General features: G+C 76.2%; 29 protein-coding genes and 2 tRNA genes. 13 read left to right on the forward strand and 18 right to left on the reverse strand.

What is annotated here, in order from left to right:
• Positions 1–30: 30 nt before the first annotated feature.
• The 5 genes from KPL57_RS39020 to KPL57_RS39040 are packed head-to-tail and all read left to right on the forward strand — an operon-like array spanning position 31 to position 3,102.
• Positions 31–405 carry a hypothetical protein gene (locus KPL57_RS39020; RefSeq protein WP_073576167.1) on the forward strand — a complete coding sequence of 125 codons (375 nt, stop codon included), beginning with the start codon at positions 31–33 and terminating at the stop codon, positions 403–405.
• A complete protein-coding gene (locus KPL57_RS39025; protein ID WP_073576166.1) occupies positions 398–799 on the forward strand; it encodes a hypothetical protein in 402 nt (133 codons plus the stop codon). Before KPL57_RS39020 ends, KPL57_RS39025 begins: the two co-directional genes overlap by 8 nt.
• An 8-nt stretch (positions 800–807) precedes the next feature.
• Positions 808–1,593 (forward strand): MBL fold metallo-hydrolase, encoded by a 786-nt coding sequence (locus KPL57_RS39030; RefSeq protein ID WP_226355510.1) that lies wholly within the window; start codon positions 808–810, stop codon positions 1,591–1,593.
• 22 nt (positions 1,594–1,615) lie between these two features.
• On the forward strand, positions 1,616–2,416 hold the full coding sequence (gene rph, locus KPL57_RS39035) for a ribonuclease PH (RefSeq protein ID WP_226355511.1): 801 nt from the start codon (positions 1,616–1,618) through the stop codon (positions 2,414–2,416).
• A complete protein-coding gene (locus KPL57_RS39040) occupies positions 2,413–3,102 on the forward strand; it encodes a non-canonical purine NTP pyrophosphatase (RefSeq protein WP_226355512.1) in 690 nt (229 codons plus the stop codon). Before rph ends, KPL57_RS39040 begins: the two co-directional genes overlap by 4 nt.
• A gap of 3 nt (positions 3,103–3,105) precedes the next feature.
• Here KPL57_RS39040 and KPL57_RS39045 read toward each other — a convergent pair whose 3' ends face one another.
• Complete coding sequence (locus KPL57_RS39045; RefSeq protein ID WP_062404267.1) at positions 3,106–3,504, reverse strand: carboxymuconolactone decarboxylase family protein; 399 nt, start codon at positions 3,502–3,504, stop codon at positions 3,106–3,108.
• 177 nt (positions 3,505–3,681) lie between these two features.
• On the opposite strand from KPL57_RS39045, the gene KPL57_RS39050 reads away from it, so the two are divergent.
• Positions 3,682–4,395 carry a TVP38/TMEM64 family protein gene (locus tag KPL57_RS39050; protein ID WP_226355513.1) on the forward strand — a complete coding sequence of 238 codons (714 nt, stop codon included), beginning with the start codon at positions 3,682–3,684 and terminating at the stop codon, positions 4,393–4,395.
• Between the two features lie 18 nt (positions 4,396–4,413).
• Here the strand turns inward: KPL57_RS39050 and KPL57_RS39055 are convergent.
• From KPL57_RS39055 to bcp, 3 genes are all read right to left on the reverse strand, one after another.
• A tRNA-Leu gene (locus KPL57_RS39055) sits at positions 4,414–4,486 on the reverse strand.
• Positions 4,477–5,127, reverse strand: a complete 651-nt coding sequence (locus tag KPL57_RS39060; RefSeq protein ID WP_226355514.1) for an HNH endonuclease signature motif containing protein — start codon at positions 5,125–5,127, stop codon at positions 4,477–4,479. Before KPL57_RS39060 ends, KPL57_RS39055 begins: the two co-directional genes overlap by 10 nt.
• A gap of 35 nt (positions 5,128–5,162) precedes the next feature.
• On the reverse strand, positions 5,163–5,630 hold the full coding sequence (gene bcp / locus KPL57_RS39065) for a thioredoxin-dependent thiol peroxidase (protein ID WP_305080701.1): 468 nt from the start codon (positions 5,628–5,630) through the stop codon (positions 5,163–5,165).
• A gap of 275 nt (positions 5,631–5,905) precedes the next feature.
• Here bcp and KPL57_RS39070 point away from each other — a divergent pair, with 275 nt between their 5' ends.
• Positions 5,906–6,127, forward strand: a complete 222-nt coding sequence (locus KPL57_RS39070) for a DUF3618 domain-containing protein (protein WP_062404273.1) — start codon at positions 5,906–5,908, stop codon at positions 6,125–6,127.
• 57 nt (positions 6,128–6,184) lie between these two features.
• On the opposite strand, the gene KPL57_RS39075 is transcribed toward KPL57_RS39070, so the two are convergent.
• The 4 genes from KPL57_RS39075 to KPL57_RS39090 form a co-directional block, all read right to left on the reverse strand.
• Complete coding sequence (locus KPL57_RS39075) at positions 6,185–7,402, reverse strand: NAD(P)/FAD-dependent oxidoreductase (RefSeq protein WP_226355515.1); 1,218 nt, start codon at positions 7,400–7,402, stop codon at positions 6,185–6,187.
• Between the two features lie 90 nt (positions 7,403–7,492).
• On the reverse strand, positions 7,493–8,269 hold the full coding sequence (locus KPL57_RS39080; RefSeq protein ID WP_226355516.1) for a SigB/SigF/SigG family RNA polymerase sigma factor: 777 nt from the start codon (positions 8,267–8,269) through the stop codon (positions 7,493–7,495).
• Position 8,270: 1 nt separating this feature from the next.
• Positions 8,271–8,702: an ATP-binding protein gene (locus KPL57_RS39085; RefSeq protein ID WP_226355517.1), complete on the reverse strand. Its 432-nt coding sequence runs from the start codon at positions 8,700–8,702 to the stop codon at positions 8,271–8,273.
• A gap of 82 nt (positions 8,703–8,784) precedes the next feature.
• Positions 8,785–9,213: an STAS domain-containing protein gene (locus KPL57_RS39090; RefSeq protein ID WP_226355518.1), complete on the reverse strand. Its 429-nt coding sequence runs from the start codon at positions 9,211–9,213 to the stop codon at positions 8,785–8,787.
• 215 nt (positions 9,214–9,428) lie between these two features.
• Between KPL57_RS39090 and KPL57_RS39095 the strand changes: the two genes are divergently transcribed.
• Together KPL57_RS39095 and KPL57_RS39100 are read left to right on the forward strand one after the other, a co-directional pair.
• Positions 9,429–11,726 carry a SpoIIE family protein phosphatase gene (locus KPL57_RS39095; protein WP_226355519.1) on the forward strand — a complete coding sequence of 766 codons (2,298 nt, stop codon included), beginning with the start codon at positions 9,429–9,431 and terminating at the stop codon, positions 11,724–11,726.
• Between the two features lie 443 nt (positions 11,727–12,169).
• A complete protein-coding gene (locus tag KPL57_RS39100; RefSeq protein ID WP_226355520.1) occupies positions 12,170–12,655 on the forward strand; it encodes a hypothetical protein in 486 nt (161 codons plus the stop codon).
• A 104-nt stretch (positions 12,656–12,759) separates the two neighbouring features.
• On the opposite strand, the gene KPL57_RS39105 is transcribed toward KPL57_RS39100, so the two are convergent.
• The 5 genes from KPL57_RS39105 to KPL57_RS39125 form a co-directional block, all read right to left on the reverse strand.
• Positions 12,760–13,086: a WhiB family transcriptional regulator gene (locus KPL57_RS39105; protein WP_060710891.1), complete on the reverse strand. Its 327-nt coding sequence runs from the start codon at positions 13,084–13,086 to the stop codon at positions 12,760–12,762.
• 259 nt (positions 13,087–13,345) lie between these two features.
• On the reverse strand, positions 13,346–13,759 hold the full coding sequence (locus tag KPL57_RS39110) for an STAS domain-containing protein (protein WP_062400770.1): 414 nt from the start codon (positions 13,757–13,759) through the stop codon (positions 13,346–13,348).
• Between the two features lie 48 nt (positions 13,760–13,807).
• Positions 13,808–15,628, reverse strand: a complete 1,821-nt coding sequence (locus KPL57_RS39115) for a selenocysteine-specific translation elongation factor (RefSeq protein ID WP_226355521.1) — start codon at positions 15,626–15,628, stop codon at positions 13,808–13,810.
• A gap of 3 nt (positions 15,629–15,631) precedes the next feature.
• Positions 15,632–16,963 (reverse strand): L-seryl-tRNA(Sec) selenium transferase, encoded by a 1,332-nt coding sequence (selA, locus tag KPL57_RS39120; protein ID WP_226355522.1) that lies wholly within the window; start codon positions 16,961–16,963, stop codon positions 15,632–15,634.
• Positions 16,964–17,030: 67 nt separating this feature from the next.
• Positions 17,031–17,930: a hypothetical protein gene (locus tag KPL57_RS39125; RefSeq protein WP_226355523.1), complete on the reverse strand. Its 900-nt coding sequence runs from the start codon at positions 17,928–17,930 to the stop codon at positions 17,031–17,033.
• A 151-nt stretch (positions 17,931–18,081) separates the two neighbouring features.
• Between KPL57_RS39125 and selD the strand changes: the two genes are divergently transcribed.
• Both selD and KPL57_RS39135 read left to right on the forward strand, forming a co-directional pair.
• Entirely contained in the window at positions 18,082–19,116 is a 1,035-nt protein-coding gene (gene selD / locus KPL57_RS39130) for a selenide, water dikinase SelD (protein ID WP_226355524.1), read from the forward strand.
• A 75-nt stretch (positions 19,117–19,191) separates the two neighbouring features.
• The gene (locus KPL57_RS39135) at positions 19,192–20,238 is read left to right on the forward strand and encodes a PLP-dependent cysteine synthase family protein (protein ID WP_226356662.1); all 1,047 of its coding nucleotides are present in this window, start codon (positions 19,192–19,194) and stop codon (positions 20,236–20,238) included.
• Between the two features lie 13 nt (positions 20,239–20,251).
• Here KPL57_RS39135 and KPL57_RS39140 read toward each other — a convergent pair whose 3' ends face one another.
• The 3 genes from KPL57_RS39140 to KPL57_RS39150 form a co-directional block, all read right to left on the reverse strand.
• A complete protein-coding gene (locus KPL57_RS39140) occupies positions 20,252–21,505 on the reverse strand; it encodes an amidase family protein (RefSeq protein ID WP_226355525.1) in 1,254 nt (417 codons plus the stop codon).
• A 43-nt stretch (positions 21,506–21,548) separates the two neighbouring features.
• Positions 21,549–21,641 (reverse strand) — tRNA-Sec (locus KPL57_RS39145).
• A gap of 6 nt (positions 21,642–21,647) precedes the next feature.
• Entirely contained in the window at positions 21,648–22,040 is a 393-nt protein-coding gene (locus tag KPL57_RS39150) for an STAS domain-containing protein (protein ID WP_226355526.1), read from the reverse strand.
• A 255-nt stretch (positions 22,041–22,295) separates the two neighbouring features.
• Here KPL57_RS39150 and KPL57_RS39155 point away from each other — a divergent pair, with 255 nt between their 5' ends.
• On the forward strand, positions 22,296–22,772 hold the full coding sequence (locus KPL57_RS39155; protein ID WP_226355527.1) for a thioesterase family protein: 477 nt from the start codon (positions 22,296–22,298) through the stop codon (positions 22,770–22,772).
• Positions 22,773–22,827: 55 nt separating this feature from the next.
• On the opposite strand, the gene KPL57_RS39160 is transcribed toward KPL57_RS39155, so the two are convergent.
• Positions 22,828–24,273: a glycosyltransferase family 2 protein gene (locus tag KPL57_RS39160; protein WP_226355528.1), complete on the reverse strand. Its 1,446-nt coding sequence runs from the start codon at positions 24,271–24,273 to the stop codon at positions 22,828–22,830.
• Between the two features lie 405 nt (positions 24,274–24,678).
• Here KPL57_RS39160 and KPL57_RS39165 point away from each other — a divergent pair, with 405 nt between their 5' ends.
• Complete coding sequence (locus KPL57_RS39165) at positions 24,679–25,971, forward strand: competence/damage-inducible protein A (protein WP_226355529.1); 1,293 nt, start codon at positions 24,679–24,681, stop codon at positions 25,969–25,971.
• Positions 25,972–26,028: 57 nt separating this feature from the next.
• Here KPL57_RS39165 and KPL57_RS39170 read toward each other — a convergent pair whose 3' ends face one another.
• Positions 26,029–26,628 carry a superoxide dismutase gene (locus tag KPL57_RS39170; RefSeq protein WP_226355530.1) on the reverse strand — a complete coding sequence of 200 codons (600 nt, stop codon included), beginning with the start codon at positions 26,626–26,628 and terminating at the stop codon, positions 26,029–26,031.
• Positions 26,629–26,742 lie beyond the last annotated feature (114 nt).

Genomic DNA, 26,742 nt, shown 5'->3' on the forward strand with positions numbered 1-26,742 from the left:
GTACCGGGAGCGGGGGGTAGCGTTCCCGCCGTGATCGGAACGCTCGTCCTGGTGATCACCGTGGCGCTCTCGGCCACCGCGCTGTTCGGTCTGGTCACGACGGCGCTGAACCGGCCCCCGAGCCGGGTGCACACCGTCGCCGTCGGGATCTGTGTGGCGCTCATCGTCGTGCAGGCGGCGATCGCGGCGTACCGGGTCCTGCTCGGCGGGGTCACCCTGCCCGAGCAGTCGACCTTCCTCATCTACCTCGCCGTCGCGGTCTGCGTCCCGGTGATCGCACTGCAGTTCGCCACCGCCGAGCCGAGCCGCTGGGGCGGCGCCGTGATCGCCGTCGGCGCGATCGGGACGCTCGTCGCCGTGCTGCGCCTGCAGGGCCTGTGGATCCCGGGGGTGCCCGGTGCCTGAGCCCCGCGCCACCGCCACCGGCCCCGGCCGCATCCTCATCGCCGTCTACGGCATCTTCGCGCTCTCGGCCTCGGCGCGGGCAGGCGTGCAGATCGCCGAACGCTTCGGCGAGGCGCCGCTCGCGTACTCGCTGTCCGCGCTCGCCGGCTTCGTCTACATCCTGGCCACCGTCGGTCTGGCGGGCACCGGCCCCGGCTTCCGCCGCCTCGCCTGGTCCGCCGTGGTCTTCGAACTCGTCGGCGTGCTCGCCGTCGGCGCGTTCACCACGTTCGTCCCCGCCGACTTCCCCCGCGAGACGGTCTGGTCGCACTTCGGCGCCGGCTACGGCTTCGTCCCGCTGGTGCTGCCGTTCGTCGGGCTCTGGTGGCTGCGGCGTACCTCACGAACGGGTTAGGGTCGCGCATGCGGCTGATCGTTCTCGGGTGCTCCGGCAGCGGCCCCGGACCCGAGTCCCCGGCATCGGGCTACCTCGTCGAGGCCGGGGCGACCCGCCTCACGCTCGACCTCGGCAACGGCACCCTCGGCGCCCTGCAACGGCACGCCGACCCGTTCTCCCTCGACGCCGCGGTGTTCAGCCATCTGCACCCCGACCACTGCTCGGACTTCCCGTCGCTGGTGGTGCACCGTCGCTACCACCCCCGGCCCCCGTTCGACGCGACCGCGCGCAAGCTGGCCGTGCACGCCCCGGCCGGTGCGCACACCCGCTTCGCCCGCGCCGACGCCGTCACCGAGGAGGACTACGCCCGCACCGACCTCACCGACGTCTTCTCCTTCCACGACCTCGTGGTGGGGGAGCCGTTCACCGTCGGCACCGGCGAGGACGCCGTCACCGTCACCGCGTACGAGGTCGTGCACGTCTGCCCCGCCTACGCGCTGCGGCTCGAGCACCGCGGCCGGGTCCTGACCTACTCCGGGGACACCGCCGCCTGCCCCGGGCTCGTCGAGGCCGCCCGCGACGCCGACCTGCTGCTCTGCGAGGCCAGCTGGCCGCACGCCGAGGCCGGACCGCCCGGGGTGCACCTGTCCGGACGGGAGGCGGGCGAGCACGCCGCGGCCGCCGGGGCCCGGCGCCTGGTCGTCACCCACGTCCCGGCCTGGTTCGACCGCGAGTCCCTCGGCGCCGAGGCCAAGGCGGCCTTCGGCGGGACCGTCGAGCTCGCCCGGCCCGACGCGGTGTTCGAGGTCTGAACCGGCTTCCTACGATGGCCGGGTGACACGAACAGAGGGCAGGGCCGACGGCCGGACCGACGACGAGATGCGGCCGGTGACCATCACCCGGGGCTTCCAGAAGCACCCCGCGGGATCGGTGCTGGTGGAGTTCGGTGACACGAAGGTGCTGTGCGCCGCCAGCGTCACCGACGGGGTACCGCGCTGGCGGAAGGGATCCGGCCTCGGCTGGGTCACCGCCGAGTACGCGATGCTGCCCTCGGCCACCGACACCCGCTCGTCGCGGGAGTCGGTGAAGGGGAGGATCGGCGGCCGCACCCACGAGATCTCCCGGCTGATCGGCCGGTCCCTGCGCGCCTGCATCGACCTGCGCGCGCTCGGCGAGAACACGATCGCGATCGACTGCGACGTCCTGCAGGCCGACGGCGGCACCCGCACCGCGGCCATCACCGGCGCCTACGTCGCCCTGTGCGACGCCGTCACCTGGCTCGGCGAGCAGGGCAAGCTGTCCGACCCCAAGCCGATCTCCTGCCAGGTCGCCGCGGTGTCGGTCGGCGTCGTCGACGGCCGCGTCCGGCTCGACCTTCCCTACGAGGAGGACTCGCGGGCCGAGGTCGACACGAACGTCGTCGCCACCGAGACCGGCACCCTCATCGAGGTCCAGGGCACCGGCGAGGGCGCCACGTTCTCCCGCTCGACCCTCGACGCCATGCTCGACTCCGCGCTCGCCGGGATCGCCGAGCTGGCCCGCCTGCAGGTCGAGGTGCTCGCCGCACCGCACCCGAAGATCGCCGCGCAGGCCGCCGCCGACGCCCCGGACACCGCGGGGGAGGGCGAGGCGTGAAGATCCTGCTCGCCACCCGCAACGCCAAGAAGCTCGTCGAGCTGCGCCGGATCACCGAGGCCGCCGGGCTCTCCGGGGTGGAGATCGTCGGGCTCGCCGACGTCCCCGAGTTCCCGGAGGCCCCCGAGACCGGAGCGACCTTCGCCGCGAACGCGCTCGCCAAGGCCCGCGACGCCGCCGCCGCGACCGGGCTGCCCGCGATCGCCGACGACTCCGGCATCACCGTCGACGCCCTGAACGGCATGCCGGGCATCTTCTCCGCCCGCTGGTCCGGCCGGCACGGCGACGACGAGGCCAACCTGCAGCTGCTGCTCGGGCAGACCGCCGACGTCCCCGACGAGCGCCGCGGCGCCGCGTTCGTGTGCGCCGCCGCGCTCGTGACGCCCGACGCGGCCGCCGCCGGCCTCGACTCCGACCCCGCCTCCGGCGGCACCGACGGCACCGGCGGCCCCGACGCGGAGGCCTCCGTGCCCGGGCGCACCGTGGTGCACGGGACGTGGCGCGGCACCCTGCTGCGCGACCCGCGGGGGGAGAACGGCTTCGGCTACGACCCGATCTTCGCCCCGGAGGGCGACGGCCGCTCCTCGGCCGAGCTCAGCGCCGAGGAGAAGGACGCCGCCTCGCACCGGGGGACCGCGCTGCGCGCGCTCGTCCCGCACCTGCAGGCGCTGCTCGCCGACGGCTGAGGACTACTCGGGAGCGGGCTCGGCCAGGACGCGCTGCGCGATGCGGAACGCCGAGTTCGCCGCCGGGACCCCGCAGTAGATCGCGGTCTGCAGGATGATCTCGACGATCTCGTCGCGGGTCAGGCCGTTGCGCCGGGCCGCCCGCACGTGCAGCTCGAACTCCTCCCAGTGCCCGTGCGCGACGAGCGCGGTCAGCGTCACCGCCGAGCGCATCCGGCGCTCCAGCCCGGGGCGGGTCCAGATCTCGTTCCAGGCGTAGCGGGTGATCAGCTTCTGGAAGTCCGCGGTCGTGTCGTCGACGCGGCCCAGCGCCGCGTCGACGTAGTCCGAGCCGAGGACCTCGCGGCGCACGGCCAGCCCGTCGGCGTCCAGTTCGGCGGGGTCGATACCCGAGTCGCTCATGGTCGGCAGCCTCTCACGGCCGGCCCCGGCGGCACCTGCGCCGGCCGCGCCCGGCGGCGCGCCCGGAGGTGCCCGGCCACGCGGTCGGCCGCGGCCGGCGGCGCACACGGGGGAGCCCGGTCACGTGCGACGACCGCGGCCGACGGCACCGGTGCGGGTCTCGGTACCGTGATCTCCGTGCGGTGGTGGCGGTTTCTGCTGGGCTGCCTCGGGCTGGTGCTCGCGGCCGCACTCGTCGTACTCGTGGCCCGGTCCCTGGGGCTGTCCGCCGTCCCCCGGTTCGGTGAGCTGCGCCGGGCCGTGGAGGCCGCCGGGATCTGGGGTCCGGTCGTGTTCGTGCTGCTCCAGGTCGCGCTGAACGTCCCGCCCTTCCCCCGGACGGTGTTCACCGTGTCCGCCGGGGTGCTGTTCGGCGCCGTCGGCGGTGCGGCGCTGACCCTGTTCGCGACCGCGCTGTCCGCGGTGGTGGCGTTCGCGCTCGTCCGGGCCACCGGCGGGCGGCTCGTCGCCCGCTACGCCGGCCACCCGCGTGCGGTGTGGGTGCGCCGCAGGCTCGACCACCACGGCGTGCTGGCGGTGACGTCGCTGCGGCTGATCCCGATGGTGCCGTTCGCGGTGCTCAACTACCTGTCCGGGCTGTCCCAGGTGCGGTTCTGGCCCTACCTGGTCGGCACCGTGATCGGGTCGGCGCCGAGCACCATCGCCGTCGTCGCGCTCGGCGACGCCGTGACCGGGCACGTACCGCCGGCCCTGCTGCTGGTCTCCGGGATCTGCGCGGTGCTCGGGCTCGGTGGGGTGCTGCTCGCCGCCCGGCGGCCGCTGCCGGACGAGGCCGACGGCGTCGCGCCCGGGGGCGCGGAGCCGGCCGGGACCGCGCCGCCCGCCGGGTGAGGCGGGCGACGCGACGCGTGCCGGCGGCGGGATTCGAACCCGCACTCGCGGCCACCTAAAGACCGTGCCTCTGCCGTTGGGCTACGCCGGCCGGCTCTTGCGGACACACCACGTCGTCGTTTGGGCGTGGCAGTTCGGGCACAGGATACGGAGGTTCTCCAGCCGGTTGTCGGTGTGGTCACCGTTGACGTGGTCCAGCTGCAGCGGCAACGGATGGTCCCGCCACCGGTCCAGCCCGCACAGCTCGCACCGGGCCTCCTTCAGCCCGGCGGCGACGAGGCGCTTGCGCAGGTGACCGGTGTTGCGCATCGGCGAGTTCCGGACGAGCACCTCGGACAACGGGCGTGGGGCCCGGGTCGCCGTCGATCGTCCGCGTGACCACGCCTGGCCGCGGAAGTGGGTGGTGTCGAGTCCCAGACGCCGGATGTGCCCGACGACCAGCCGGTGCATCCCGCCGCTGGGGGCGTAGCCGAGACGGCACAGGACGGCCGACACCGTCTCCGCATCGCGTACGGCCGCGGCCAGGTCGTCGTCGGTCCAGTGGTGGCGTCGGCGGCCCTCCACCGGGCCCGGCAGGTGGCTCGCGTCGGCGCCCACCCGTGCGATGTGGGCGCGCAGCCGGTCGTAGCGACCCGGGCGCAGCCCGAGGGCTCGGCACACCTCGGCCAGGGTCCGCGCCGCCGCCACCGCCGCGACCAGCTCCTCGTCGGTCCACCGGCGGGCGCGGGGCACGTCCGCTCATCCCGCGCCCGCCGGCCGGACGGGCATCAGACCTTCCAGTCCCGGCGCAGCTTCGCCACGTGCCCGGTCGCCTTCACGTTGTACTGCGCGTCGACGATCGTGCCGTCCTCGCCGACCAGGAAGGTGGACCGGATGACCCCGGTGACCGTCTTGCCGTAGAGCTTCTTCTCGCCGAAGGCGCCCCAGGCGGTGAGGACCCCGCGGTCCGGGTCGGACAGCAGCGGGAAGGTCAGCTTCTCGTTGTCGCGGAAGGTCGCGAGCTTGGCGGGCTTGTCGGGGGAGATGCCCAGCACGTCGATGCCCGCACCGTTCAGCTCGGCGAGGTTGTCGCGGAAGTCGCAGGCCTCCTTCGTGCAGCCCGGGGTGCTCGCCGCTGGGTAGAAGTAGACGACGACCTTGCGGCCGCGGTAGTCCGCCAGGGAGACGGCCGTGCCGTCGGCGTCGTCGAGGGTGAAGTCGGGGGCGGTGTCGCCCGCCTGCAGCCGTGTGCTCATGACGATCAGCGTGCCACCCGCCGGGCGGGCCGCGGACCCGAGTGCGGTGCCTGTGGACGTACCGGCCGGTTGTGGACGGATGCGGCGCGGACGACCGTCGGGCCGACCCGATCGGCGGCGCGCCGGTGGCCGGGCGCGCGGACCGGGCCGTGCGGTGGCTACGGTGTGTGCCACGCCGCTCGCGGTGCCCGGACGTCGGTGTCGGGGCAGCGTCGGGCGCGAGCAGCAGGAGTCCCGGGCGCGGACGCGTACCGGCCGAACCGGAGGTGGACGTGGTGGCCCGCGACCCCGAGAACATCCAGCGCGAGATCGAGAAGACCCGGGACGCGCTGGCCGAGAGTCTGGACGCCCTGGCGGACCGGGCGAACCCGAAGAACCTCATCGAGGGCGGCAAGGAGCAGCTCGCGGAGCGGCTCGCCGACCCGAAGGTCAAGTACTCGCTGATCGCGGTCGGCGCGCTGGTCGGGCTGGCGATCGTCCGCTCGATCTTCCGCTAGACCGCCTGCACGTCACGCACGCCCGGCCGGTGTACGCACCGGCCGGGCGTTCGTGTGTCAGGACAGCGAGTCGCGCAGCTCCAGCGTCGCGGCGCGGTCGGCGCCCTCGGCCAGCGGGCGGCGGTAGCGGGCGACGAGCCGGGCCGCGCCGAACCCGGCGACGGCGACGAGGTCGTCGCCGCGCAGGTAGCCGAGCACCGTGCCCTTCACCGGGCCGTCGTCGAGACCCTCGCCGTGCAGCGGCAGCAGCGAGTCCGCGCGGTCCGGCCGCCCGACGAGCTGGATCTTCATGCCGAACTGGTCGGACCAGAAGAACGGCACCGCGGCGGGCGGCGGGGTCGTGCCGGTGATGTCCGCGGCGACCGCGGCGGCCTGATCGCTCGCCGAGGTCCAGTGCTCCAGCCGGGTGCGCTCGCCGGTGTCCGGGTCGGTCCAGGCGGCGGCGTCGCCCGCCGCCCACACCCCGGGCAGCCCGTCGACCCGGCCACGGTGGTCGCAGGGGATGCCGTCGGCGACGTCGACGCCGGTGGCCTCCAGCCAGCCCAGGTCGAGCATCCCGCCGACGCCGACGACGATCTCGTCGGCCGTCACCGTCGACCCGTCGGAGAGCGTGGCGCCCGCGTCCGTCAGCTCCGCCACCGACACCCCGGTGCGCAGGTCGACCCCGGCGTCGCTCATCAGCCGGGCCACCACCGCGCCGGCCTGCTCGCCCAGCAGCCGCGCCATCGGCACGGTGCCGGTCTCGACCACGGTGACCGTGACACCCCGGTCCCGGGCGGTGCTCGCGACCTCGGCCCCGATGAACCCGGCACCCACCACGAGCAGCGACGACGCCGAGGCCAGCGCGTCGCGCAGCTGCTCGGACTCGTCGACGGCGCGCAGCAGGTGCGCGGAGTCGGGCTGGTCGTCGAGCACCCGGGAGGTGACCCCCACGGCGAGGACGACGGCGTCGGCGTGCAGCACGGTGCCGTCGTCGAGCTCGACCTCGGAGCCGTCGGCCGGGTCCCCGGCGGGCCGCAGGGCGACCGCGGAGCGGCCGAGGTGGGTGCGCACGCCGAGCTCGTCGAGGTCCTCGGCGGTGCACAGGTCGACCTTGGTGCGCTCCCACTCACCGGCCAGGAACTGCTTGGACAGCGGCGGGCGGTCGTAGGGGAGGTGCTCCTCGGCGCCCACCAGGCTGATCCGGCCCTCGTAACCGTCCCGGCGCAGGTTCTCCACCGTGCGCAGCCCGGCCAGTCCTGCGCCGACCACCAGCACGTGTTCCGGCACGCTCATCTCCTACCTCCCCGCTCCGGGCCCGGACGGTGCGCCGGTCCCGCCCCGATCCTCGCGGACGGGGCACGGCGCCGCCGCGCGGCCCGGGCGTCAGAAGGTGCGGTCCTCCGGGTCGAGCCGGTTGCGCAGCCGCGACAGGGTCTGCGCGAGCAGCCGGGAGACGTGCATCTGGGAGATGCCGACCTCCTGGGCGATCTGGGTCTGGGTGCGGTTGCCGAAGAACCGCAGCATCACGATGGTCCGCTCGCGGGGCGCCAGCTCGGCGAGCAGTGGGCGCAGCGACTCGCGGTAGTCGACCCGATCGAGCTCGGCGTCGGCGTCACCGACCAGCTCGCCGACGGTGGCGCTGCCGTCCTCCGACGACAGCATCTCGTCGAGCGAGGAGCTGCGGTAGGCCTCGGCGGCCTCCAGTCCCTCCAGGACCTCGCCGACGGGCAGGTCGAGGTACTCGGCGAGCTCCGAGGGGCGGGGCGCGCGACCGAGGGTCTGGGACAGCTCGGACACCGCGCCGTTGATCGACACGTGCATGTCCTTGAGCCGTCGCGGCACCCGCATCGACCAGCTCTGGTCCCGGAAGTGCCGGCGCACCTCACCGGAGATCGTGGGCACGGCGAAGGAGAAGAACTCGCCGCCCTTCTCCGGGTCGAACCGGTCGATGGCGTTGATCAGCCCGACCGTCGCGACCTGCACGAGGTCGTCGAGGGGCTCGCCGCGGTGGTTGAACCGGCGGGCGATGTGCTGGGCGACGGGCAGGTAGCCGGTGACGAGCTGCTCGCGCAGCCGGTCCCGGCGGGGGTCGCCGTCGTCGAGACCCGCGTACTGCTCGAGCAGCGGGGTGAGGTGGGCGTACTGAGGGTCCGACGTCACGTCACAGCCCGTGACCCGCGAGCTTGTGCAGGCGGATGGTGAGGGCCGGGCGCCCGCCGTCCTCCTCACCGGACTCGACGGCGACGTGGTCGGCCAGGGTCTGCAGGACCCGCCAGCCGAAGGAGTCGGTGGGCAGCTGCGCACCGGTGCCGGTCTCGACCCGGGCGGCGACCTCGATCCGCTCGTCGGAGACGGCGAAGGTGCACCGCAGCGGCGAGCCGGGGGCGGCCATCGCGACCAGCGTCGCGCACGCCTCGTCGACGGCCATCCGCAGATCGGAGACCGCGTCCAGGTCGAAGTCCGCGCGTGCGGCGAGGTCGGAGGCCACCGCACGGACCGTGGGGATCAGCGCGGGCCGCGCCGCGACCCTGATCTGGACGGTGTTGTCGGTGCCGGCGCCGTGCGCCGTGCCTGCCACGTCCTCCTGGGCCACGCTGACGAGTCCTTTCGTGCGACGGGGGTGTCGGGCCGGATCATGTCGCCTCCGGCGGGGGTGTGCAGGACCGGGTGCCCGCTCAGGCGCCGGGAATGCCCTCCTGGTCGGGCAGGACGGTGAACAGCTGGGCGGAGCCGGTGACCTCGAGCGGCCGGAGCACGGCCCGGTTGGTGGCGACGACGAACAGCCGCCGTCCGTCCCGGGCGGCCCGCCGGGCGGTGTGGATGAGCACGCCGAGGCCGCTGGAGGCGAGGAACGTGACGCCCTCCAGGTCCACGGCGAGGTCGCGGCCGTCGCCGTCGGGGGCGAGGTCCAGCAGCTCGTCGAGGGCGGTCTCGAGACGCGGTGCGGTCAGGGTGTCGACCTCGCCGCGCACGGTGAGCACGGTCAGGCCGCTGCGCGGTGAGGAGAAGCCGACGCCGAGGTGGGCGGAGTCGGTGCCGTCCAGCTCGGCGTCCCCGTCCCCCCGGGACGGTTGCGCCGGCGCGGATCCGGGCAGGGTGATCACCTCCGTGTCGGGCGCCGGGCGGCGCGGAAGCGTTGCGGAGCGCCGCCGTGCTCTCGACGGGCAGGTGTCTTCTCGCGCCGCACGACGCACCGGGGTCGCGGCGGGGCCGTCCTGGCCCGCGCCGGGTCCGGTCCACCCACGACAGGAGACCGGGCCCGACGATACCGGCCGGGCTCGGCGGGCCCGGCACGGCGCCTGCCCTTAGGCTCGCCCGGGTGACGCGGTACTCCGATCTCGGCCCCGACGCCCCGGCCGGTCCCCCCGGCGACGCGGTGGACCGGGCCGTCGACCAGGCGGTCGCGACCTCGGTGGAGTCCTTCGGGGAGCAGCCGAGCACCCCGGCCATGCCGCACGTGCGCGGCGGGGCACAGGTGGCCGTCCTGATGATCGACATCTCCGAGCGGCGGATCGTCTACGCCAACACCACCGCGCTGGAGCTGGCCGGTGACCGCCCGGTGCGGCTGCCCATCGGGGTCCGCGAGTGGAGCGAGGCCGCGCGGCTGACCGACCTGGACGGCCGTCCGTACACCGGCGAGGGGTCCCCGCTGGCCCGGATCGCCTCCGGCGAGGCGGTGTCCGGCGAGCCGGTCGCGCTGCACGGGCCGGGGCTGATGCCCGACCGCGACGGCGTCCCGGTCCCGGGGGAGGGGGCCACGGCGTCCAGCACCCTGGTCTGGGTGACCGGGTTCGCGCTGGCGGACCCGGGTGCCCAGGGCCAGGGCACGTTCGCGCAGGCCTCGGCCACCGGGCCCGGCCGGGCGCTGGCCGTGCTGCTGCCGCTGTCGGACTCCGAGGTCGGCCAGGGCGAGGACCGCGACCGGATGGGGTTCCTGCGCGACCGTGCGGTGCTCGCCACCGAGATGTCGTTCACCATCTCCGACCCGCAGCGTGAGGACGACCCGCTGGCCTGGGTGAACCCGTCGTTCGAACGGCTGACCGGGTACCCCCTCGACGAGGTCGTCGGGCGCAACTGCCGGTTCCTGCAGGGCCCCAACACCGACCGGTCCGCGGTCCGCCGGGTGCGCGAGGCGCTGCGGGAACGGCGGGCGATCACCGAGGTGCTGCTCAACTACCGGCGCGACGGCACCGCCTTCTGGAACCAGGTGTCCATCTCGCCGGTGCACGACGGCGACGGCGAGCTGGTCAACTTCGTCGGCGTGCAGAGCGACGTCACCGAGCGGGTCGTCGTCGAGCAGGAGCGGCGGGCGGCGCTCGCCGACGCCGAGGCCGCGCGGGCCCAGCTGCGGCTGCTGGCCGAGGCGACCACCCAGATGACGACGGCGCTCGACGTGGCCGACGCCTGCCGCCGCTTCTCCCGGATCGTGGTGCCGGAGCTGGCCGACCTGTGCACGGTGGACCTGCTCGACACCCCCGACGGGGCGACCCGCGAACGGATGGCCGTCGCCGCCCGCGACGCCGACGACGAGGCGCTGCTGTCGCGGTCCGGTCCACTGGGGGCCGTGCGGATCGAGCAGCAGGCCGAGACCGCGGTGCGGACCGGCAAGCCGTACCTGGTGCAGGAGCTGCCCGACGACGGCCGCGAGGTCTACCCCGACGACCCGGAGGCGGCCGAGGCCTACGAGCGGCTGCGGATCCGCTCGGCGATGGTCGTCCCGCTGCTCGGCCGCGGCCGGGTGCTCGGCCTGGTGACGCTGTCCACCCAGTTCCCCTACGGCCGTCGCTGGACCCAGCGCGACGTGCACCTGGCCTCGGACCTGGCGGGCCGCGCCGGGCTGGCCGTCGACAACGCCCGGCTCTACGAGGTGGAGCGGGCCGCGGCGGCGACCCTGCAGCACAGCCTGCTCCCGGCGCTGCCGCAGGTCCCGGGGATGCGGGTCGCGGCCCGCTACCTGGTCGGCGCGGACGGCAACCAGGTGGGCGGGGACTGGTACGACGTGCTGCCGATGCCGGACGGCTCGGTCGGCGCCGCGGTGGGCGACGTCGTGGGGCACGACCTGTCGGCGGCGGCCGCGATGGGGCAGCTGCGCGGTGTGCTGCGCTCCTACGCCTGGGGCGGGGATGCGCCCGGGCCGGTGCTCGACCGCTGCGACCAGCTGGTGCAGGGCCTGGACATCGCCGCGATGGCGACCGCGGTGTACGCCCGGTTCGGGCCGGCGGGCCCCGACGGCGGACGCGAGCTGACCTACGCCAACGCCGGGCACCCGCCGCCGTTGCTGCGCGACCCGCAGGGCCGGCTGCACCGACTCGACGCGCACCACTCGCCGATGCTCGGCGCGGTCCCGGAGTTCGGGCGGGCCGCCGGGGCGCACCGCGGTGGCGCCACGGTCCCGTGTGCCGCCGGGTCGCTGCTCGTGTTCTACACCGACGGGCTGACCGACATCGTCGGTGAGGACGCCGACGCCCGCACCGAGCTCATCGAGCGCACGCTGGAGGAGCTGCCGTCCGACGCCGACCCGGAGCGGGTGGTGGAGCGGGTGCTCGAGGTGTGTCTGCCGGACCGGCTCGACGACGACATCGCCCTGCTCGCGATCCGACTGGACCACCCGGCCTGACGGTCCGGTCGACCGGCTGCGCCGACCGCCCCGATCGGCCGCACCGGCCGACCCGATCGGCGGCCGGTCTCCCGTGTCGGCGGCCCCGGCCGGCGGAGTCGACCGCTCCGGCCGCGTCGGGCGTCCGGGTTCGACCGTCCGGGGCGGCCGCTCACCGGCGGTGCCCCGCCCGGCGGCGGGCCTGCGCCGTTCGACCGCCCGGCCCATCCGCGCTACCGGTGGGCGGGCCGAGGTCACGGCGTTGTTGCGGTCGGCGCCGTCCGTGGGTTCCGGACAGGGGGTCGTCTCCCGCTCGTGGACCGGGTGACCCCACTCGTCCGTCCGGGTGGGTAATCGGCGCCCGAATCGGGGATCCGGGCGTTGTACTCGAGGGACGACGACGTGTGGGATCGACGGGGGCGAGCGTGAGGCAGGGGACGACGCGACCGCGGAGGCTGGTCGCGGTGGCACTGACCGCGGCGGAGTCCGCCCGTGCGGGGGGCCCGCTCGCGGCGCTCTCCGGTGAGGCGGGGGAGACCGACCTGCTGGTCGTGCGGGACGACCCGGCCCCCACCCGGCGCCCGCTGACACCGGCCGAGGCGCGGGAGCTGCTGGCGGCCGAGGACGACACCGAGGACGTGCCGGTCGAGGCGCTGCCGGTCGAGCGGGTGCGGGTGCACCGGCTCGGGCTGCGCTGGGCGGTGCAGGACGGCGACGAGGCGGACCTCGTCGCGGCGCTCTCGGAGCTGGTCGGGTTCGACCCCGACGACGACACCTGGTGCGTGGCCCCGGCCGCCGCCGGGCCGGTGGACGACCCGGAGATCGAGGTGGTCCGCCGCGCGGTGCGCCGCGTCGCCCGGGTCTACGGCCTGCCGGTGCTGCCCTACCGGCCCGCCGGGCCCCTCGCGGAGGACGTCCCGGAGCCGGAGGCGCTGCCCTCGGCGGTGTGACGCCGGCCGAGCCGCCGAGCGGTCGGAACGGCCCGCGCAGCAGAACGGCCCGCCCGGATCCCGGGCGGGCCGTGCCGGATCGGAGATCCGTCGTACGTGGTCCGTCAGACGACGGCGGCGAGGCCGGGGCCCTGCTCGGCGACGATGCGCTCGGCGTCGCGACGCTCGATGATGGCGCGGCGCTCGGACTCGCCCAGCCCGCCCCACACGCCGAACGGCTCACGGCTGGCCAGCGCGAAGCGACGGCACTCCTGCAGCACGGGACATCCTCGGCAGACCTGCTTCGCGCGCTCGGTGCGACGCGACCGGGAGGGGTTGCGCTCCCCGTCGGGGTGGAAGAACACGGCGCTGTCCATGCCGCGGCACGCACCCAGTCGCTGCCACTGCCACACGTCGTCCATCGGGCCGGGAAGCCGGGAAACGTCGCTCACGTGCTCACCTCGTCGCTCGGGGCCCGGGAGGACCGGGTTGGCTCCTCACCCCGGTTCCCGAGGGGGTTCGAGATCAAACCTGCGCGATGTCGGGATCGGTGCTAGCGACGGGCCGTGCGAGGTGTCCGGGGCCGGCCGCCCGGTCGGACGGACCGGGCATCGCCCCTGTTCACGACACCGCCACGCACCTACGCGCCGCGAGCGGCGCCGGGCCGTCGGGTGGATCCGGGCACGCCGAGATGTGACTCAGGTCACTTTCTCAGGAGTCGAGTGCGGCCTGCACGTCGTCGTGGATGTCGAACAGATGGTGCAGCCCGGCGATGCCGATCGGGCGCAGGACACGCCGCTCGGTGCACGCCAGACGCAGCTCGACCCCGGCCCGGTGTGCCTGCTCCCGCAGCTCGATCAGCGCCGCCAGCCCGGAGGTGCCGAGGAAACGGACCCCGTCGAGGTCCAGCACGACCAGCGAGGCCGCCGAGATCTGCTCGGCCACCGCGTGCCGCAGCTCCGGCGCGGTCAGCATGTCCAGCTCACCGGTCACCGCGACGACGACCGTCCCGTCCGCGGGCCGGGAGGTCTCCAGCCGCAGCCCGTCGCAGGTGTCGGTGACATCGGGAGACGTCCCGCCCGAGCCGTCGGTGGTGCCGGCGGCGGGCGGACGGGGGTCGGTCATTGGGTCGACGGTAGGCACCGCGGCACGGCGTCGCCACTCGGAGCCCGCTCAGCGCAGGCGATGTGTCCCGTCGGGCATCCGCACGGTGAGGCCCCTGCGGGCCAGCAGCTCCAGCAGCGGCACGACGACGCGGCGGCTGCTGCCGAGCACCTCCCGGGCGGCGGAGACGGTGAACGCGCCGTCGAGCCCGCCGAGCACGGCGACCGCCCGCTCCGGCGCGTCGGGGCCGAGCACGACCTCCGGGGCCACCCGCAGCAGCTCCCCGGCCCGGTCGAGCACCGCCAGCTCCCGCGGCCCGAGCCCCAGCTCCGCGAGCCGGGCCGCCCCCGGCGCGGCGAACGGGGCCCCGTCGAGGTCGGCGCGCACGCGGGCCGCGGCGTCGCGCAGCGCGGCGGGCGGGCCGGCGTCCGCGGCGGCCCGCACCCGCCCGTCGCGCAGGACGAGACCGGCCCCGCCGACGGCGGACAGCACGGCCTCCACCAGTGCGACGTCCGGCAGCCCCGCGGCGCGCCGGGCCGCGGCGAGCGGCAGCCCGGGGTCGAGGGGGTCCTCGGCGTCGTGCGCGGCGACGGCGACGGCCAGTGCGGCGGCCGACGACGAGGCGGCGGCCGGGTGCAGCAGCCGGCCCGCCGCGCCGGGGACCCGGGCCGCGAGCGCGGCCACCTCGCCGGCGGGCACGCCCCAGCGCACCAGGTCGTCGGCCCGGACGGTGCCGCGCCGGGCGAGCTCGGCGTCGGCGTCGGGGACGGCCCCGGCCCCGGCGAGCTCGTCGGCCCGGCGCCGGGCCGCGCCGCGCCTGCGCAACGGCGGCGGTGCCGGGTCCAGCACCGTCACCCCGGCCACGATCCGTCCGGCACCCGGGTCACGCAGCACCGCCCGGTCCCCGATCCGCAGCGGCAGTGGCCGTGCCGGGGTCAGCCGCACGACCGGCTCGCCGCCCGCCGGTCCGGGACCGAGCGGGCGGACCCGCACCGGCACGGCCGCCGAGCCGACGTGCAGGGTCAGCCCGACCGGCGACGACGGCAGCGGCACCGGCCCGCCGACCCCGTGCAGCCGGACGTCGGCCTCCCCGGTCACCGCCCACGCCCCCGGGCCGAGCAGCGCGTCGCCGCGGTCGACCCGGTCGCGGGGGACGCCCCGCAGGTTCAGCGCGACCCGCGCGACCGCGGCGGCGGCGTCGACCGGCTCGCCGAGCTCCTGCACCCCGCGCACGGTCACCGGTGCCCGGCCGGCGGCGCCGTCGAGCTCCAGGGTGTCGCCGGGGCGCACGGTGCCGCTGCGCAGCGTGCCGGTGACGACCGTCCCGGCCCCGCGGACGGTGAACGCCCGGTCCACCCACAGCCGCACCGGCCCGTCCGGGTCGGGTGCGGGCAGCCGGGCGGTGAGCGCGGCCAGCGCGCCGCGCAGCGCGTCGAGACCGGTGCCGGTGCGGGCCGAGACGGCGACCGAGGGCCAGCCGCCGAGGCCGCGGGCGGAGAGCGCGGCGCGGGCGTCGTCGAGGGCCAGCTCGGGGTCGAGCAGGTCGGAGCGGGTGACCACGAGCAGCCCGTCGGTGACGCCCGCGGCCGCGAGCGCGTCGGCGTGCTCCCCCGACTGGGGCATCCAGCCCTCGTCCGCGGCGACGACGAACAGCGCTGCCGGGACCGGACCGGCCCCGGCGAGCATCGTGGCGACGAAGCGTTCGTGCCCGGGGACGTCGACGAACGCGACCGTGCCCGCCCCCGGCACCTCGGTCCACGCGAAGCCCAGGTCGATGGTCATCCCGCGGCGGCGTTCCTCGGCGTACCGGTCGGGTTCCATCCCGGTCAGCGCCCGGACCAGCGTGGACTTGCCGTGGTCGACGTGGCCCGCGGTGCAGAGCACGTGCACGGCTCAGTCCTCCGGACGCACGGGCACCGCGCGCACGGCCCCGGCCAGCGTCGCGTCCGCCGACGGCGGCAGCGCCCGCAGGTCGAGCAGGCAGCGCCCGTCGGCGACCCGGCCCAGCACCGGCGGGTCACCGGCGCGCAGCGCGGCCGCGTACCGCTCGGGCAGCGCGACCGCGGCGCTGGGCAGCTCCACCCCGGGTGCGCCGCCCCCGCCGACCCCGGCGACGGTGTCCGCCGCGGTCGCGTCGATCCCGTCGGCGGCCAGGGCCGCGGCGAGCGCGTCGGCCCGCGCCCGCAGCGCGGCCGGGTCGGCGTCGAGGAACTCCCGGACGGGCGTCGGCGGACCGGCCACCGACGCCTCCAGCGCCGCGAGGGTCAGCTTGTCGACGCGCATCGCCCGGGCCAGCGGGAAGCGCCGCACCCGCTCGACCAGGGCGGCGCCGCGGTCCCCGCCGCCGAGGAGCAGACCGGCCTGCGGTCCGCCGAGCAGCTTGTCCCCGGAGGCGGTGACGAGGTCGGCGCCGTCGGCGAGGGTGCCCGCGGCGTCGGGCTCGTCGGGCAGCAGCGGGTGCGGGGTCAGCAGCCCGGACCCGATGTCGACGACGACCGGTGGCCCCAGCCCGGCCAGCTCCCGGACCCCGACGGCCGAGACGAACCCCGTCACCACGAAGTTCGACGGGTGCACCACCAGCAGGAACGCGGTGTCCGGGCCGATCGCGCCGGCGTAGTCGCGCAGGTGGGTGCGGTTGGTGGTGCCGACCGGGCGGAGCCGGGCCCCGGTGGACTCGATCAGCTCGGGGATGCGGAAGCCGTCGCCGATCTCGACGAGCTGGCCCCGGGAGACCACGACCTCGCGACCGGTGCCGGCGAGGGCGGCGCAGACCAGCGCGAGTGCGGCGGCGCCGTTGTTCGCGACCCAGGCCGCCCCCGCACCCGGGACGGCGTCGCGCAGCGCGGCCAGCGCGTCCGTGCCGCGCGGCCCGCGCCGCCCGGTGGCCAGGTCCAGCTCGACGTCGCAGGTGCCCGCGGCCACCCCCAGCGCGTCGACGGCGGCGGCCGAGAGCGGCGCCCGGCCCAGGTTGGTGTGCAGCAGGACACCGCTCGCGTTGAGGACCGCCCGGATCCCGGTCGCGGCGGCGGGCAGCGCCGCCCCGGCGACGGCGGCGACCTCCTCGGGCGCGATCCGGCCCGCCCGCGCGTCCTGCTGCGCCGCGACGACGGCGCGCTTGACCCGCGGCCGGCCCAACCGTGCGGCGGCCCCGGCCAGCGCCGGGTCGGCCAGGACGACGTCGGTCCGGGGGACGCGCCGGCGCGGGTCGGGCTCGGCGGGGGTCACCGGCGCACCGTAACCCCCGTCACACCGTGCTGTCCCGTGCTCCGCGCCGTCGCGCTCCGGGGCGGGGTCAGGACGTCCGCTGCCCGCTGCCCTCGGTGCCGGCGGCGGTGCCGGTCGCCGGGGCCGCATCGGCCGGCGGCTCCGGCTCCGGCTCCCGCTGCTCGGGCAGCACCACCGCCGGGAGGTCGACGGCCTCCTCGTCGTGGTCCTCGACCACGGCGGCGTCGGCGACGGGGGCCCCGTCGACCCCGGGGGCCTCCCCGGTCCGCAGGGCGTGCGCCGGACCGCCCACCGGGCGCCGGACACGCTCGCCCTGGTCGGCGCCGCGCGCGGCGCGGGCGGGCGCGTCGAGCCTGCCGAGCTCGGACCCCAGCATCCCGTGCAGCCGGGCGATCTCCTCGCGCACCGACGAGCGCAGCGCGGACACGTGGGCGTGCATCGCCGCCGCGGTGTCCGCGACGAGCTCGCTGTCCCGCCGCGCGGCCACCCCGGCCGCACGCAGCCGGTCGACCTCCGCGCGGGCGTCGTCGACGATCCGGGCGGCCTCGTCGCGGGCGGCGTCCACCAGCTGCGCGGCCTCGGTCTCGGCGGTGCGCCGCCGCATCGCGGCCTCGTGCTCGGCCATCCGCAGCACCTTGTCCGCGCGCATGCCGAAGGTCTCCGCGGGCCGGGACCGGGCGTCCTCCAGGGCGGCGGCGAGTGCCTCGGCCCGGCGCTCGGCGGCGTCGCGGGCGTGCTCGGCCGCGGCGAGGCGGCCCACCAGGTCCTCGACGGTGTGCTCGACGCTGCGGGCGCCGTCGCCGCCGCGCGGGGCCCGCTGCGGCAGTCCGGCGGCCGTCGTCGCAGGGAGCACGGCCTCGGGAACGGGTCCGGCCGGGAGGACCGCGTCCCCGGATCGGGTCGTCTCGTCGTCGCGTACGTCCTCGGCCGTCACCTCGGCGCCGGTATCCGTGACACCGTCGGTCACCTCGTCGTACCCCCCGTGCAGCTGCTCACGGTGCGTCAGTCTCCGTGCCCGTGGCGCAGCCCGACAGTCCCCGTTCGGCGGACGGCGGCAGTCCGGCGGTCGACGGTGTGTGACGCAGGCGATCACGGAGCGACGCTGCCAGGATGGGGACATGTCCGACACCGGTGTCGCCCGTCGTCTCACCGAGTTCAGCCACGGCGCGGGCTGCGGCTGCAAGCTCGGACCGGCCCAGCTGGGGGAGGTCCTGGCGGCGGTCACGCCCCCGTCCCATCCGGACCTGCTGGTCGGCACCGACACCGGCGACGACGCCGCGGTCTGGCGGCTGTCCGCGGACCGTGCGCTGGTCGCGACCACCGACTTCTTCACCCCGATCGTCGACGACCCGGGGACCTGGGGCGCGATCGCCGCCACCAACGCCGTCTCCGACGTCTACGCCATGGGCGGCACCCCGCTGTTCGCGCTGAACCTGGTCTGCTGGCCGTCCGAGCAGCTCGGGCCGGACGTGCTGGCCGCGGTCCTGGAGGGCGGCGCGGGGGTGGGGCGGCGGTGCGGGTTCGCCGTCGTCGGCGGGCACACGATCGACGACCCGGAGCCGAAGTACGGCCTCGCCGTGGTGGGGGAGGTCCACCCGGACCGGGTCCTGACCAACGCCGGGCTCCGCCCGGGCGACGAGCTGGTGCTGACCAAGCCGCTCGGGATCGGGGTGACCACCACCGCGGTGAAGCGCGGGGTGCCCGCGGACGTCGACGCCGCCGTCGCCGTCATGACCATCCCGAACGCCGACGCCGCCGCGGCCGCCCGCGAGGCGGGCGCCACCGGCTGCACCGACGTCACCGGCTACGGCCTGCTCGGGCACCTCACGAAGATGACCGTCGCCTCGCGGGTGGACGCCCACGTCGACGTCGCCGCGGTGCCGCTGCTCGGCGGGGTGCGGGAGCTGGTCGCCGACGGCGTCGTCCCCGGCGGCACGCTGCGCAACCGCGCCTGGATCGACGACCGGGTCGTCGCGGGCTCCGCGGGCGAGGAGGACCTGCTGGTCCTGTCCGACGCCCAGACCTCCGGCGGGCTGCTGTTCGGCGCCGCCCCCGGCCGCGGCGACGCCGCCGTCGCGTGGCTGCGCGGGCGCGGGCACGACGCGGCCCGGATCGGCACCGTGACCGAGGGGACCGGGCTGGTCCGGCTCTGAGCCCGATCTAGGGTCGGGGGCGTGCAGCCCGTCGACCGTTCCTGTGCCCGTACCCGCGCCTGGGTCGACGAGGCGATGCGCCGCGTCCAGGCCGACGCGAACCGTTCCGCCGACACCCACCTGCACGTGCTGGAGCTGCCCGCGGAGTGGGGCGTGCAGGTCTACCTCAAGGACGAGTCGGTGCACCCCACCGGCAGCCTCAAGCACCGGCTGGCCAGGTCGCTGTTCCTCTACGCGCTCGCGTCGGGCTGGATCACCGAGGGCACCACGGTCGTCGAGGCCAGCTCCGGGTCGACGGCGGTCTCCGAGGCGTACTTCGCCCGGCTGCTCGGGGTGCCGTTCGTGGCGGTCATGCCGCGCTCGACCAGCCCGGAGAAGATCGCGCTGATCGAGCGGGAGGGCGGGCGCTGCCACTTCGTCGACCACGGCGGCGAGGTCTACGCCGAGGCCGAGCGGCTCGCCGCGGACACCGGCGGGCACTACCTCGACCAGTTCACCTACGCCGAGCGCGCGACCGACTGGCGCGGCAACAACAACATCGCCGAGTCGATCCTGGCCCAGCTGGCCGAGGAGCCGCACCCGGTGCCGGAGTGGATCGTCGTGGGGGCCGGGACCGGGGGCACCTCGGCCACGATCGGCCGCTACCTGCGCTACCGGCGGCTCGCGACCCGGCTGGCCGTCGTCGACCCGGAGGGGTCGGCGTTCCTGCCCGGCTGGACGGCGGGGGACCCGTCGTACGCGACCGGGGCGGCGTCGCGGATCGAGGGGATCGGGCGGCCCCGGATGGAGCCGAGCTTCGTCCCGTCGGTGATCGACCGGATGGTCCCGGTGCCCGACGCGGCCAGCGTCGCCGCCGCCCGGCACCTGCGCGACCGCACCGGCCGGTGGGCGGGCGGGTCGACCGGCACCAACCTGTGGGGCGTCTACCAGGTCGTCGCGGAGATGCTCCGCGCCGGACGCGCGGGCAGCGTCGTGACCCTGCTGTGCGACGGCGGCGAGCGCTACCGCCACAGCTACTACGACGACGCCTGGGTCGCCGCCCAGGGGATGGACCTGGCGCCCTACAGGGAGACCCTCGACCGGTTCGTCGCGACCGGGGTCTGGTCCCCGCCCGCGGACTGAGCCGGGCCGGGGATCATTCCCCGGCGAGCAGGGCGGCGGTCGCGAGCAGCCGCCGCTCCGAACCGGGCCGGCCCACGAGCTGCACGCAGCCGTGCTCCCCGGGCCGGTGCACCGGCGCGACCAGCGACGGCAGCCCGGCCAGGTTCCACGCGGCCACCCCGGTGGACCCGGCCCCGGACGCCCCGGGCGGGGCGGGCAGCAGACCGGCCTCGGCGCCGGCGTCGTCGAGCCAGGCGACCATCCGCTGCCGCCACGACGCGGGCGTCGCGGGACGCAGCCCGCCCAGACGCCGGACGCGGCGGCCGCGCCGGACCAGGCTGCGGGCGCTGCGCGGCAGCTCGGCGGGGTCGAGGCCCAGGTCCTCCACCCGGCGGGCGAGCCCGGCCTGACGGCGGCGGGCCGAGTGCACGACCAGCACGGCCCGGTACGGCGGGTCGGCCGCGACGAGGCCCAGTCCGGCGTCCTGCAGGATCCGGATCGCCGCGTGCACCGCGGACGCCGAGTCCGGCCCGGCGAGCCGGGTGCGGCCGGTGCGCAGCGACGCGGCCAGCGAGGAGACGGGCGCCGCGGCCGGCCCGGGGCCGGTACCGGCCGGGGTGGTGAGCCGCAGTACCGACGACGGCGCGGGCGGCCCGCCGGTGCCGCGGGAGAGCGCGTCGAGCACCGCGGTGAGGTCCTCCGCGCGCCCGGCGAGCAGGGTCGGCTCGGCCAGCCCGCACCAGCGTCGCTCGGCGGCGTCGGGCAGCGGGAGCACCCGGCGGCCCGGCTTGAGCGCGGCGATCCCGTGCGCGGCGGCGGCGCAGCGCAGGGTGCCGTCGCCGTCGACACCGATCCCGAGCGGGACGACGCCGGAGGCGACCACGGTCGCGGTGGCCCGGCCGCCCGGGGTGGCGTCGAGGCCCACCTCGTGCTCGGCGGTCCGCGCCCGCCCGGCGACGAGTGCGCCCGCGGCCCGCAGCCTGCGCACGATCTCGTCCCCGCGCCCGGCCACGGAGATGCCGTCCTCGACCACCACCGGGACGCCTGCCAGCGGCAGGGCGAACCGGTCGGTGCGCCGGTCGAGCGCCGCGGCGGCCGCGCGCAGCGGTCCGGGATCCACCACCAGCCCGGCGCCCACGGGCACCGTGTCGTCGGGGGTGGCGAGGAGCCGCTCGGCGACGGTGGCTGCGCTCAGCCGTCCCTCGCGTACCGCGGCCGCGAGCTCCGGCACACCGGACGGGCCGTCACCCGAGGTGGGGGACAGCTCGTCCAGGTGCAGGATGCTCATCGCAGTGGGGCTCGTCGTCCCGGTCGTCGGGGGTGGTGGTCGGCGGAGGCGGACGGGAATCGAACCCGCCTGGCCGAGATGCTCGGCCACGTCGGTGTTGAAGACCGCGGGGGCCACCAGGCACCCATACGCCTCCGGGTCGTCAGGCCGTGCGGAGCGCCTCCGGCACGCCGTCGGCCACGTCGAACAGGGACATCAGGTTGGTCGCCTCGAGTGCGCGGGTGACGGCGTGCGAGCCGCAGACCAGCCGCAGCCGGCTGCCGGCGTTCTCCGCCTTCTCCTTGCCCTCGACGAGGGCCGCCAGCCCGGCCGACCCGAGGAACGTGACCCGGGTCAGGTCCACCACCAGCAGGCTCGCGGAGCCGATCCGCTCGGCGAGTCGTTCGCTCAGCACGGGCGCGGTCATCGTGTCGATCTCGCCGTGCACGTGGACGACGACGGCGCCGTCACCGTGCTCGACCACCTCGAAGCGGACGACCTCGCCGACGTCGGGGCCCTGGTCTCCCCCCACCCCGGTGGGCGTCTCACTGCTCATGTGTCGTGCTCCCTCGCGAGTCGTCGCCGTCGGCGCCGTCGACGTGCTCGTGGTCCGTTCCCGGACGCGCCATCGACTTCACCGTGAGTGACAACCGGCCGCCGTTGCTTGACGTACCGCTCGTGCTGCCTCCGCACCAGCCTAGTCAGCGCGGCCACCCACCCTACGACCGCGGTCGTAGGTGGCACAAACGTTCCGCGACGCGGTCGGGCGCGCTGCCCGGGGTGGTCCGGCCCGGCTGGCAGGGTGTGGACCATGAGCGTCGAGCAGTCTCCGCCGTTCGGGGTCCGGATCGGTGTCCGCAGCTACGAGATGGACGTGAACGGGCACGTCAACCATGCCGTCTACCACCAGTACGGCGAGCACGCCCGGATGGAGCACTTCCGCGCCGCCGGGCTGTCCCAGCACGCGCTCGGCGCGCACGGCCTGACGATCGTGCTGCTGTCGACGACGGCGCACTTCCGGGCCGAGCTGCGCGCCGGCGACGAGCTGCGGATCGACTCGGTGATCGCGTTCACGGCGCGCAAGCCGTTCACGATGAGTCACCGGATCGTCCGGGTGGCCGCGGCCGACGGGGCCCGGACGGACGATCTCGCGGCCGAGGTGGAGTGCACCCTCGGGGTCCTCGACACCACGACGCGACGGCTGGTCGCCGACCCGCACGGCAGGCTCGTCGCCGCGTCGTCGGACCCGGCCCTGCTGGGGCCGGGTCCGGACGTCACCGCGTCCTAGCGCGGGCGGTGGCGCGGGCCGTGGCGCGGGTCGTCGCCGCGGACCCGCGGGCGGCTCAGCCGCGCCGGGCGGGGCCGGCGCCGTACGGGCCGCCGGTGCGGGCGGGGACGGGCCGGTACCCGCCGGTGTCCTGCGGCCGCCCGGGTACGGCGGCCGGGTGGCCCCCGGTGCCCTGGGGCCGGGCCGGCGCGACGGCCGGGTACCCGCCGGTGCCGTGCGGCCGGGCGGGCGTGACGGCCGGGTGGCCGCCGGTCGCGAGGATCTTGTGCGGGGCGGTCGTCCCGGCCCGCGCCGGCCCGATCAGCGGCGGCACCGCTCCGCCGGCCCGCCGCACCGCGCGGCGCGACCGGAGGTAGGCCCGCGGGCCGTTCAGCAGGCCCCGGTTGCGCGTCTGGTCGGCGTCGGCGGGCATCGCCACGCCCGCGCCGGCCTCGCGGTCGGAGATGTGGCGCAGCCGGGCGACCGCCGCCGGGAGCCGGCGCAGCGCGACCGAACGGCCCTGCGGCGACAGCGCCACCTTGGCCAGGAAGCTGCCCAGCCCGACGGCGTAGCCCTCCATCTGCTTGCGCAGCGCGGCCTGGTCGGGGCGGTGGTGGTGCCACAGGTAGGCGCCCGGGGCGTAGCCGAGGACGTTGCCGGCGAGGATCATGCGGACGAGGAACTCGCAGTCCTCGCCGCCGTGGGTGGGGGTGCCGGGGCCCATGGCCTCGTCGAAGCCGCCGACGGCGCGGGCGGCCCCGGCGCGCACGGCGAGGTTGGCGCCGATGCCGAACAGGCCGGGTGCGAACGGGAAGATCGGGGAGTCCGCGGGGGGCTCGGCGAGGGTGAACCGGCGCGGGGTGAAGCCCTTGTTCCAGGCCAGGGCGACGTCGGCGGCGCGCTCCTCGGGGCTGCCCAGGCGGGCGGCGAGCACCGGGCCGGAGACGCAGGCGAGCTCGGGGTCCGCGGCGAACGCGCCGGCGATGCGCGAGGCCCAGGCGGGGTCGACCTCGGTGTCGTCGTCGGTGAAGGCGACGATCTCGGTGCGGGCCTCGGCGAGACCCCGGTTGCGCCCGACCGACGCGCCCCGGCGGGGCTCGCGGACGTAGCGGACCCGCGGGGACCCGGCGGCGGCGACGGCGTCGCGGGTGAGCTCGTCCGGCGGGTCGTTGTCGACGACGACGACCGACAGCGCCGGGTGGTCGGAGGCGAGGACCGCGCGCAGGCAGCGGGCCAGCGAGTCCGGCCGGTTGCGGGTCGCAATCACCACCGTCACCGGGTCGCCCGCGACCGGCGCCGGGGCCACCTGCTCGGGCGACCCCAGGGTGATCAGTGCGGACCGCAGCTCCGCGATCGTGGCGCGACCGCCACGCAGCGGCACGGTCACCTGGCCCTGCGGAGTGCCACCGACGGTGACGAGCAGACGGGCGGCGTGGAAGGCCGGGTCGACCCGCAGATCACGCAGCGGGCCGAGCCGGTCCAGTTCACCGACCCAGGTCGCGGCGTCGTTCGGCGCAGACATCCCTGACATGGGACACAGTGTCGGGTACGCCCGCTGTGCTCACACTGAGAGTGCGCAGTTGCCGGAAAACGGACACTGTGCGTGTGCGCGGTCACGGAGTTCACCGGATGTGGTGCGACGGACGGCGTCGGTGCAGGTCGGAGCCGTGCCGCCCGATCGTGCGCCGTACGGGTGACGACGGCGGCCGCGCGGGTCGGTTGCCCGCGGCCGTCCGGGGGCACGATGAGCGGCATTCGCGATGCGACGACACGCCGGAGTGGTCCGGTTCCGGGCGTGTCGCGCACCATCATCACCCGAACGGGTGGCGAGTCCACTCCGGACGGCGTCCCGACGCCCCGGACCTGCACCGATGGTGACCCCGCGCGCGACAGGGTGCGGACGTCCCGGCGCGGGTAGGTTCGGATCATGAGCGAGTCCCGTCCCATCGCGTCGGTCCTGGTCACCGGGAGCGAGCTGCTCACCGGCCACGTCGCCGACGCCAACGGTCCCTTCGTCGCCCGCTCCCTCGGCGAGCTCGGCTTCGCCGTCTCGCGGGTCCTGCTGGTGGGGGACCGCCCGGAGGACCTGCGCTCGGCGCTGGAGTTCGTCGCCTCCGACGACCTCGTCGTCACCTCGGGTGGGCTCGGGCCGACCGCCGACGACCTGACCGCCGAGGTCGTCGCCGGGTTCGCGGGCGCGGAGATGGAGGTCGACACCGCGCTGCAGGGCCGGATCCACGACCGGGTCGCCGGCTGGGCGAGCCGCGCCGGCTGGGCCGGGCCCGCGCTCGACGCGGCGACGGCCAAGCAGGCCAGGGTGCCGCGCGGCGCGAGCGTCCTCGAGCCGGTCGGGACCGCGCCGGGGCTGGCCGTGACGCGGCCGGGCGGGCCGCTCGTCGTCGTGCTGCCGGGGCCGCCGCGCGAGCTGCAGGGCATGTGGCCCGCCGCGCTGGAGTCGGCGCCCGTGGCGGAGCTGCTGACCCGGGTGCCCCGTGCGGAGGCCACGCTCCTGCGCTTCGCCGGGCTGCCGGAGTCCGAGATCGCCGAGACGCTGCGCGTCCTGGAGGCCGAGCTCGACATGTCCGGGGTGGAGGTGACCACCTGCCTGCGACGCTCGGAGCTGGAGGTCGACCTGCACCCGCTGCCCGGCGCCGAGCCCGTGGCCCGTGATCTGGCCGCCCGCATCGTCGACCGCCACCGCCGCGCACTCATCAGCGACGACGGCAGCACCACCGACGAGCTGCTCGCCGCGGCGCTGGGCACGAAGGGCTGGACGGTCGCGACCGGCGAGTCCTGCACCGGCGGGCTGCTGGCCGGGCGGCTCGTCGACCGGGCCGGGTCGTCGGCCTATGTCGCCGGGGGTGTGGTCGCGTACTCGAACGAGGCCAAGACCGCGCTGCTCGACGTCCCCGCCGCGCTCATCGAGGCGCACGGGGCCGTGTCGCCGGAGGTCGCGCGGGCACTGGCGGACGGTGCGCGGGCGCGGTTCGGGGCGGACGTCGGCGTCGGTGTCACCGGCGTCGCGGGCCCCGGCGGCGGTACCGAGGCCAAGCCCGTCGGCTACGTCTGCTTCTGCGTGACCACCGCCGACGGCCAGGTCATCGCGCGCGACCCGCAGCTGCCCGGCGGGCGCGCCGACGTCCGCGAGCGTTCGGTCGACCTGGCGATGCACCTGCTGCTGCGCGCCACCGGCGTCACCGGGCCGGGCGCGCACCGCTGAGGGCACGACACCCCGCCCGGGGTTCCCGGGCGGGGAGCGGTGGCGGTGCGGGGAGGCTCAGCCCTTCGCGGCGGCGAACCGCTCGACGGCGTCGGCCCAGTTGACGACGTTCCACCAGGCTTTGACGTAGTCGGGCTTGACGTTCTTGTACTGCAGGTAGAAGGCGTGCTCCCACATGTCGAGCAGGACGATGGGGGTCTGGCCTGCGGGGAGCTGGGACTGCTGGTCGTAGAGCTGGTGGATGAGCAGGCGGTCGCCGAGCTGGTCGTGGCCGAGGATGGCCCAGCCGGAGCCCTGGATGGTGGTGGCGGCGGCGGTGAAGTGGGCCCGGAACTTGTCGAAGGAGCCGAAGTCGGCGTCGATGGCGGTGGCGAGGTCGCCGGTGGGCTTGTCGCCGCCGTCGGGGGAGAGGTTGTTCCAGAAGGCGGAGTGGTTGACGTGGCCGCCGAGGTTGAACGCGAGGGTCTTCTCGAGTCCGACGACGGCGCCGAAGTCGTTCTTGTCGCGGGCGTCGGCGAGCTTGTCGAGGGTGGTGTTGAGGCCCTGGACGTAGGTGTTGTGGTGCTTGGAGTGGTGCAGCTCCATGATCTCGGGCGCGATGTGCGGGGCGAGCGCGGAGTAGTCGTAGGGCAGGTCCGGGAGCGTGTACTCGGCCATGGGTCCTCTCCTCGTCGGGGACGCGCGGCGGGATGCCACGCGTGGTCACTTGCCACTATGTAGCAACTGCTGCCTACCCGCGACGGGTGACGCGCACGCATGGACGCAGCGATT

The organism is Pseudonocardia sp. ICBG601 (assembly GCF_020496245.1).

Coding starts and splice junctions, on each gene's coding strand:
- KPL57_RS39030 (WP_226355510.1), top strand. CDS start 808: ATGCGGCTGATCGTTCTCGGGTGCTCCGGCAGCGGCCCCGGACCCGAG.
- KPL57_RS39045 (WP_062404267.1), bottom strand. CDS start 3,504: ATGAGCGACTCGGGTATCGACCCCGCCGAACTGGACGCCGACGGGCTG.
- bcp (WP_305080701.1), bottom strand. CDS start 5,630: ATGAGCACACGGCTGCAGGCGGGCGACACCGCCCCCGACTTCACCCTC.
- KPL57_RS39075 (WP_226355515.1), bottom strand. CDS start 7,402: ATGAGCGTGCCGGAACACGTGCTGGTGGTCGGCGCAGGACTGGCCGGG.
- KPL57_RS39110 (WP_062400770.1), bottom strand. CDS start 13,759: ATGACCGACCCCCGTCCGCCCGCCGCCGGCACCACCGACGGCTCGGGC.
- selD (WP_226355524.1), top strand. CDS start 18,082: ATGTCCGACACCGGTGTCGCCCGTCGTCTCACCGAGTTCAGCCACGGC.
- KPL57_RS39135 (WP_226356662.1), top strand. CDS start 19,192: ATGCGCCGCGTCCAGGCCGACGCGAACCGTTCCGCCGACACCCACCTG.
- KPL57_RS39140 (WP_226355525.1), bottom strand. CDS start 21,505: ATGAGCATCCTGCACCTGGACGAGCTGTCCCCCACCTCGGGTGACGGC.
- KPL57_RS39150 (WP_226355526.1), bottom strand. CDS start 22,040: ATGAGCAGTGAGACGCCCACCGGGGTGGGGGGAGACCAGGGCCCCGAC.
- KPL57_RS39155 (WP_226355527.1), top strand. CDS start 22,296: ATGAGCGTCGAGCAGTCTCCGCCGTTCGGGGTCCGGATCGGTGTCCGC.
- KPL57_RS39160 (WP_226355528.1), bottom strand. CDS start 24,273: ATGTCTGCGCCGAACGACGCCGCGACCTGGGTCGGTGAACTGGACCGG.
- KPL57_RS39165 (WP_226355529.1), top strand. CDS start 24,679: ATGAGCGAGTCCCGTCCCATCGCGTCGGTCCTGGTCACCGGGAGCGAG.
- KPL57_RS39170 (WP_226355530.1), bottom strand. CDS start 26,628: ATGGCCGAGTACACGCTCCCGGACCTGCCCTACGACTACTCCGCGCTC.